Annotated in this window: 7 protein-coding genes; 2 read left to right on the forward strand and 5 right to left on the reverse strand. The window is 64.9% G+C overall.

From position 1 onward, the window contains the following. Window positions 1–118: 118 nt before the first annotated feature. Window positions 119–493, forward strand: coding sequence for a Co2+/Mg2+ efflux protein ApaG (gene apaG / locus C0Z18_RS10260; protein WP_102645282.1), 375 nt, complete (start codon window positions 119–121; stop codon window positions 491–493). A gap of 174 nt (window positions 494–667) precedes the next feature. Next, entirely contained in the window at window positions 668–1,846 is a 1,179-nt protein-coding gene (mltA, locus tag C0Z18_RS10265; RefSeq protein ID WP_233217262.1) for a murein transglycosylase A, read from the forward strand. 42 nt (window positions 1,847–1,888) lie between these two features. Here mltA and paaK read toward each other — a convergent pair whose 3' ends face one another. From paaK to paaN, 5 genes are all read right to left on the reverse strand, one after another. Continuing rightward, window positions 1,889–3,187 (reverse strand): phenylacetate--CoA ligase PaaK, encoded by a 1,299-nt coding sequence (paaK, locus tag C0Z18_RS10270; RefSeq protein WP_102645284.1) that lies wholly within the window; start codon window positions 3,185–3,187, stop codon window positions 1,889–1,891. A 181-nt stretch (window positions 3,188–3,368) separates the two neighbouring features. Next, window positions 3,369–3,845 (reverse strand): hydroxyphenylacetyl-CoA thioesterase PaaI, encoded by a 477-nt coding sequence (gene paaI, locus C0Z18_RS10275; RefSeq protein WP_102645285.1) that lies wholly within the window; start codon window positions 3,843–3,845, stop codon window positions 3,369–3,371. Between the two features lies 1 nt (window position 3,846). After that, complete coding sequence (gene paaG / locus C0Z18_RS10280; protein WP_102645286.1) at window positions 3,847–4,638, reverse strand: 2-(1,2-epoxy-1,2-dihydrophenyl)acetyl-CoA isomerase PaaG; 792 nt, start codon at window positions 4,636–4,638, stop codon at window positions 3,847–3,849. Between the two features lie 64 nt (window positions 4,639–4,702). Next, window positions 4,703–5,905 carry a 3-oxoadipyl-CoA thiolase gene (gene pcaF / locus C0Z18_RS10285; RefSeq protein ID WP_102645287.1) on the reverse strand — a complete coding sequence of 401 codons (1,203 nt, stop codon included), beginning with the start codon at window positions 5,903–5,905 and terminating at the stop codon, window positions 4,703–4,705. A 97-nt stretch (window positions 5,906–6,002) separates the two neighbouring features. Continuing rightward, window positions 6,003–7,712 (reverse strand): phenylacetic acid degradation protein PaaN, encoded by a 1,710-nt coding sequence (paaN, locus tag C0Z18_RS10290; RefSeq protein WP_102645288.1) that lies wholly within the window; start codon window positions 7,710–7,712, stop codon window positions 6,003–6,005. Window positions 7,713–7,751: the final 39 nt, after the last annotated feature.

The following is a 7,751-nucleotide window of genomic DNA, read 5'->3' on the forward strand; positions in this document are numbered from 1 at the left end:
CCCACGCGGCGGCGGTTGCGGCCGGCAGCCGCATCGATCAGAATGCGAAACCGGAGCGGCGGCCAAGCACGCGCTATGTGGCTCGGCTGGCCTCGATTCTCGAGAGAACGAAACAACGATGAGTCAGTATGAATTCAGCGTGTCCGCCCAGACGCGCTATTTGCCCGAGCAGTCCGATCCCGAGCATCGGCAGTATGCCTTCGCTTATACGTTGACGATCCGCAATACCGGGCAGGTGGCCGCGCAACTGATCGCACGCCATTGGATCATCACCGACAGCGAGAACCACGTGCAGGAAGTGAAGGGCCTAGGCGTGGTCGGGCATCAGCCGCTGCTGCAGCCGGGCGAACAATTCGAGTACACGAGCTGGGCCGTGATCGAAACGCCGGTTGGGACGATGCGCGGCGCTTACTTTTGCGTGGCCGACGATGGCGAGCGATTCGACGCGCCCGTGCCCGAATTCGCTTTGCAGATGCCGCGCACGTTGCATTGAGCCGTTTGGGCTCGCAATAGGCGTGGCGCGGTTGGCGAGCAAGCGGCGTCTTCCGCGCACGGCGCCGTGCTCGACGATGGCCGCTATCGGTTTTTCTTTCTGCCGGACATCGTCCAAACGACGATGATCGCGAGTAGCGCAAGCGCAGCCAGCGCTTCGAGCGCGAAAATCAGCATCGGGTATTCGTCGAATAGTTCGGACATGGCGATTTCCATCAAGAGCGAACATTGTATGCGTATTCATTCGGCTTTCCTCGGCCGGGCCGCCGCCGTGCTGGCGGCGGTGCTGCTCGCCGCTTGCGGGGGAGGCGCCATCGTGCGGCCCGCCGCGCCGCCGGTTGCAGGGGCGCCCGCGCTGACAGGGGCGCTGTCTCCGGGGCGCCTCACGCCGGTGGCTTGGCAGCAGGTGCCGGGCTGGCAAGACGATTCGCTGATCGGGGCGGCGGCCGCGTTGCGCGAGAATTGCCTCCGCGTCGCGCAATTGGTCACTTGGCGGCGCGCCTGTGCGGCCGCGTCTCACCTGGACGATCTCGACGCCGGCGCCACGCGCTCCTTCTTCGAGACGTATTTCACGCCGTTTCAGCTTGCCAACGGCGATGGCTCCGTCGACGGTCTCGTCACCGGATACTACGAACCGTTGCTGCATGGGGCGCGAGTCCGGGGTGGCCCTTATCAATTCCCGCTTTATCGCTGGCCGTCACGCTACCGGCCGGGGTCCGCGCTGCCGGCGCGCGCCGAACTCGAGCGCACCGGCGCGCTCGACGGCAGCGAACTGGTTTGGGTGGACGATCCGATCGAGGCGTTCTTCTTGCAGGTGCAGGGTTCGGGGCGCATCGTGCTCGACGATGGCACCGTGATGCGGGTGGGGTTCGGCGGCTCCAACAATCAGCCTTATAGGTCGATCGGCCGGTGGTTGCTCGACCACGGCGAGATCACGCCGGCTCAGGCCACGATGCAAGGTATCAAGGCGTGGGCGCGCGCGAATCCGGCGCGGGTGACGAGTTTGCTCGACACGAACCCGCGCTTCGTCTTTTTCCGCGAAATGTCGGCGACCCAAACCGCGTCGGCCGGTGGGGACGGTCCGATCGGCGCCTTGGGCGTGCCGCTTACGCCCGAACGTTCGATCGCGGTCGACCCCGCCTCGATTCCCCTCGGCTCGGCCGTGTTTTTATCGACGACCCGGCCATTCTCCAATACGCCGATGAACCGCGTGGTGTTTGCCCAGGATACGGGCAGCGCGATTCGCGGCGGCGTGCGTGCCGATTATTTCTGGGGACTCGGCGACGACGCAGGCGATCTGGCCGGCAAAATGAAGCAGGCCGGGCGGATGTGGCTGCTTCTGCCTAACTCTTGATGGCGGTGCCGGCCTGCCTGCGTCGTCGTGTTGCCTGGAGGGTTAGCTGGAACGTTTGTCGACGATACGTTTCGCTTTACCGACCGATCGCTCGATGCCGTTAATCTGCAGCACGTTGACGATCGCCGTCACGCCGATCAACGCTTTGATGTCATAGGCGAGAGCGGCTTTGGCGGATGCCAGCGCCGCGTCGTCGGCTTGGCTTTCCGGGCAGGGCTCGACGTTCAGCGTCATGACGTCGAGCGGTCCTTCCTTCGTGAGCACGATCTGATAATGCGGTGCGAGCGCGGGCTGCTTGAGCAGTAGCTCCTCGATCTGAGTCGGGAAGACGTTCACGCCGCGCACGATCATCATGTCGTCCGAGCGACCCGTGATCTTCTCCATTCGCCGCATCGTGCGCGCGGTGCCGGGCAGCAGCCGCGTCAAGTCGCGCGTGCGGTAGCAGATGATCGGCAGCGCTTCCTTGGTCAGCGAGGTGAAGACGAGTTCGCCGAACTCGCCGTCGGGCAACACTTCGCCCGTGAGCGGGTCGATGATTTCGGGGTAGAAGTGATCTTCCCAGATCGTCGGGCCGTCTTTCGTCTCGACGCACTCGCAGGCCACGCCCGGGCCGATGACTTCGGAAAGGCCGTAGATGTCGAGCGCGTCGATGCCCATGCGCGCTTCGATCGCGCGGCGCATGTCGTTCGTCCAAGGCTCGGCGCCGAAGATGCCGATGCGCAGCGAGCTAGAGGCCGGATCGACGCCTTGGCGTTCGAGTTCGTCGGCGATCGAAAGCATGTAGCTCGGCGTCACCATGATGATGTCGGGCTTGAAGTCCTGAATCAGTTGCACCTGCTTTTCCGTCTGGCCGCCGCCGAACGGGATCACCGTCAGCCCCGCGCGCTCCGCTCCGTAGTGCGCACCCAGGCCCCCGGTAAAGAGGCCATAGCCATAGCTGATATGGACTTTGTCGCCGCGCCGCGCTCCGGCCGCCCGGATCGAGCGCGCAACGAGATTGGCCCACGTATCGATATCGCGCGCGGTATAGCCGACGACGGTCGGCTTCCCGGTGGTACCCGACGATGCGTGGATGCGAGAAATCCGTTCTTGCGGCACGGCGAACATCCCGAACGGGTAGTTGTCGCGCAGATCGGCTTTTGTCGTGAACGGGAAGCGAGCGAGATCGGCTAGCGTCTTGAGCTCTTCGGGGTGCACCCCCGCCTCGTCGAACTTGCGTCGATAGACGGTTGAGTTCTCATAGGCGTGCTTGAGCGTCCATTTGAGCCGTTCGAGCTGCAGGGCGGCGAGCTCGTCTCGGCTCGCGGTCTCGATCGGATCGAGCGGCAGCGCGGTGTTCATCGCATGTCTCCTCTGTCATTGAAAAAATAGCTGCCGGCGGGCATGCGCCGAGGCGCTGCCCGTCGTTTACGACATCCGGCGATTTCGCGAGTGACCGATTCCGCCTGCTTGAGCAGATGAAAATTAGCGGGCGAAATTAAGCCGGCAAAATCGCTCTCGGCTTCCTGCGGCGGTTCTGGCGCTACGCTGGCGGAATCACGTGGCCCTTGATGTGCGCGGATTTGCCGCGAAACAGGGCGACGGTTTCGCCCGCGCGGTTCGTGACGCGAATGTCGTAGATACCGGTGCGCCCGCTGACCGTTTGTTCGACGGCTTCGGCCGTGAGAACGTCGTTGCCGTGCACGGGACGCAAAAATTCGATCGAGCAGCCCGACGCGACGGTATTCACGTTATACGAGTTGCAGGCGAATGCGAAGGTGGAGTCGGCGAGCGTGAAGATGAGCCCGCCGTGGCAGATGGCGTGTCCGTTCAGAAAGTCCGGCCGCACGGTCGCGCGCATGCACGCATAGCCCGGGCGCACGTCGACGAGCTCGAAGCCGAGCGCTCGGCTGCAAGCGTCCGCTTCGTACATGGCGTGTCCGACCGCGCGGGCCAATTCGTCGGGAGATAGATGCTGCGACGATGCGTGGGTAGGCGTAGCTTGGGAATCCGACGACATATCAACGTCCCTCGAAGCGCGGGGCGCGCTTTTGGATGAACGCTTGGACGCCCTCGGCATAATCGTAGGAGTTGCCGAGCTCACGCTGCAAGTCGCGCTCTAGATCGAGCTGCTGATCGAGCGTGTGCGTCGTGCTGGCGCGCATGGCGCGTTTGATCGCGGCGATGGCGCGTGTGGGTTGTTGAGCCAGCTTGGTGGCGAGTTCGGTTGCTTGGGCGAGCAACTCGGCATCGTCCACGACTTGCCAGATGAGCCCCCAGCGTTCGGCTTGCTCCGCGTTGATCTTGTCTCCGGTGATGGCGAGCCCGAGCGCGCGCGCCATGCCTACGCGTTGCGGCAAGAAGGCGGTGCCGCCGGAATCCGGTACGAGGCCGATCTTGACGAACGATTGCGCGAAGCTGGCCGAGCGTGCGGCGATCGCGATATCGCAGGCGAGGGCGAGGTTCGCGCCCGCTCCGGCCGCGATACCGTTCACGGCCGCGATCACCGGCAGCGGCAGGGCCTGAAGCCGGCGAACGAGCGGGTTGAATTGCTCTTCGATGACGGCCCCGAGGTCGGTGGACGCGCCCGGCTCCAGATTCAGATCGGCGAGATCCTGGCCCGCGCAAAATCCGCGTCCGGCGCCGGTGAGTACTAGGGCGCGCACGCCGGCGGCGAGCGCCTCGTCGAGGGCCGCGTGCAATTGCGTATGCATCGCGCGCGTGAAGCTATTGAGCTTCTCGGGGCGGTTCAGCGTTATCGTGGCGAGGTGCGCCGCTGCGTCGATTTCGACGCGAATCGCTTCATATTGCATCGATCGTCTCCTCATTCGCTCCGATTCGCGGCCGGCATTCGTCCTGCCGGCCGCGCTCTGTCGATTACACGCGTTCGATGGCGAGCGCGATACCCTGACCCACGCCGATGCACATCGTGCACAGCGCATAGCGGCCGCCGATACGCTCGAGTTGATGCAGCGCGGTGGTGATGAGCCGAGCGCCCGACGCCCCAAGCGGATGGCCGAGGGCGATCGCACCGCCGTTCGGGTTGACGCGTGCGTCGTCGTCGGCCAGTCCGAGCATGCGCAGCACGGCCAGGCCCTGCGAGGCGAACGCCTCGTTCAGTTCGATCACGTCGAATTGCGACAGGGACATCTCGAGCCGCTGCAACAGTTTTTGCGTGGCGGGCGCCGGCCCGATCCCCATGATGCGCGGTTCGACACCGGCCGTGGCCATGCCGAGCACGCGGGCCCGGCGGCGCAGTCCGTATTGCGACGCGGCTTGCTCATTGGCGAGCAGCAACGCACACGCGCCGTCGTTGACGCCCGATGCGTTACCGGCCGTGACGGTGCCGTCGGGACGCACGACGCCCTTCAGTTTGGCCAGCGCTTCGAGCGACGTTTCGCGCGGATGCTCGTCGCGGGTCACGAGTAGCGGATCGCCTTTTTTCTGCGCGATTTCCACGGCGACGATCTCTTGCGCGAGCGTGCCGTCCTGCTGTGCCCGCGCCGCTTTTTGCTGACTGCGCAGGGCAAAGGCGTCTTGGTCCGCGCGGCTGATCGAGAACTGCGCAGCGACGTTCTCGCCCGTTTCCGGCATCGAATCGACACCGTACTCGGCTTTCAGGCGCGCGTTGATGAAGCGCCAGCCGATCGTCGTGTCGTAAATGTCGGCTTGCCGCGAAAACGCGCTCGTGGCTTTGCCCATCACAAAAGGCGCGCGCGTCATGCTTTCCACTCCGCCCGCGATCATGAGCCGTGCTTCGCCGGCCTTGAGCGCGCGCGCGGCGGAACCGACGGCGTCCATGCCCGAACCGCAGAGCCGGTTGATCGTCGAGCCGGGCGCGTCGGTCGGCAAGCCGGCCAACAGCGCGGCCATGCGCGCGACGTTGCGATTGTCCTCGCCCGCTTGATTCGCGCATCCGTAGAGGATGTCGTCCAGCGCGCGCCAGTCGACGCCCGGATTGCGCTCGATGAGCGCCTTGATGGGGACGGCCGCGAGATCGTCGGCGCGAACGTCTTTCAGTGCGCCGCCGTAGCGGCCGATGGGGGTGCGAATGGCATCGCAAATGTAGGCATCGGTCATTGGATGGCTTCCAGCGAACGAGGTCCCGTCACAGCGACGGGACCGATCGACGTGATATTAGTGCGAGCCGGCGCGCGGCTCTATTCGGCAGAGCGGACTATGCCGTTCGGCCGGCTTCCGCGGGCAATTCGCGAGGCGCAACATGAATCCTGCTTTGGACCACGCGGAAGCGGTTTGCGACGAAAGCGGCGTCGGTCAACGCCGCATTCGCGGCCGGATTGGCGCCGGTACCGTGGAAGTCGGAGAACGCAGCCGATTGATTGACGAACACGCCGCCCGTGAGATTGATCGACAGTGCCACGCCGCCTTCGATCGCCGCATCGTGCGCGGCTTCGATCGTTGCCTCGTCGGTGCTGTAGACCGACAAGGTGAGGGCGCCGTGCCGAGCCGCCAGCGAACCGGCCAATTCCAGCGATTGGCGCGTCGAGTCGGTGGCGATCACGAAGGAGATCGGGCCGAACCATTCGCCGCTGAACTTTTCCGCGTCCTTGGCCGCGTCGAGTTGGAGCAGCAACGGCGTGCGCACGCGGGCGTTCGGGAACGCGGGATGTTCGAGCGTTTGACTATCGGCGAGCACGTGTCCGAGCGAGCGTGCTTCGTCGATACGCCGTGCAACCCCCTCGTTCTGGATTGCGCCGAGCAGGTCGACGGCGCGCGCCGGATCGGCCACGAGCTTTTGCACCGCGTTCGCGAGCGCGGCGGCCACCTGGTCGAAGCTGACGTGACCCTCGGCGGTCTCGATGCCGTCGCGCGGCACGTAAATGTTTTGCGGAGCCGTGCACATCTGGCCCGAATACAGCGCGAGAGAGAATGCGATGTTGCGCACGGCCGCTTTCAGATCGTCGACGGAGTCGATGACGATTTGGTTGACGCCTGCCTTTTCGGTATAGACATGCGCCTGGTGCGCATGGCGTTCCAGCCAGGTGCCGTTTTGCGAGCTGCCCGTGAAGTCGATCAGTTTGATTTCGGGGCGTACGGCGAGATCTTGCACGAGCGCCCCGTCGTTGGGTTCGGTAGCGAGCAAGGTCACGACGTTCGGATCGAAGCCGGCTTCGCGCAGCACCTCGCGTGCGATCCGAACCGTGATCGCGAGCGGCAGAATTGCGCCGGGGTGCGGTTTGACGATCACTGCGTTACCGGTCGCGAGGTCGGCGAACAGGCCCGGATAGCCGTTCCAAGTCGGGAACGTGCAGCAGCCGAGGACGAGGCCGATGCCGCGGGGCACGACCGTGTATCGCTTGTGCATGGCCAGCGGCGGATTTTTGCCTTGCGGCTTTTCCCAATGCGCATCGGCGGGCACCCGGCGCAATTCGTTCCAGGCGTACGCGACGGCCTCGAGCGCGCGGTCCTGCGCATGCGGGCCGCCCGCTTGGAACGCCATCATGAACGCTTGGCCGGTGGTATGCATCACGCTGTAGGCGATTTCGAAGCTGGCCCGATTCAGGCGCGAGAGGATTTCGAGACTCACGCCGACCCAGGCTTCGGGGCCGGCCTTACGCCAGCTTTGCTCCGCGGTGGCGGCCGCTCCGATCAGCGCATCGACATCGACTTTCGGATAGCGAACGTCAAGAGCGAAGCCGAACGGCGAGCGCTCTGCGCCGACCCATTCGCCGGTGCTCGGCTGGTCGAGCGTGAACGGGTGTTCGAGATGTGCCTTGAAGGCCGCTTCTCCGTCCGCGTTCGCGGTTTCCCCGTACACTTTGGGGCTCGGCATTTCCGCGAACGGGCTCCAGTAGCCGCGCGAACCGATGGCTTCGAGGGCGTGCTTCAGCGTGTCTTCGTGCTTCGCAAATAGAGGATGGGTCATAGCGAGACAGGGGGGGGCAGGCCAGACGTTGGTGGGGGA

Origin of the sequence: Trinickia dabaoshanensis, from assembly GCF_002879885.1 — a bacterium.
Taxonomy (GTDB): domain Bacteria; phylum Pseudomonadota; class Gammaproteobacteria; order Burkholderiales; family Burkholderiaceae; genus Trinickia; species Trinickia dabaoshanensis.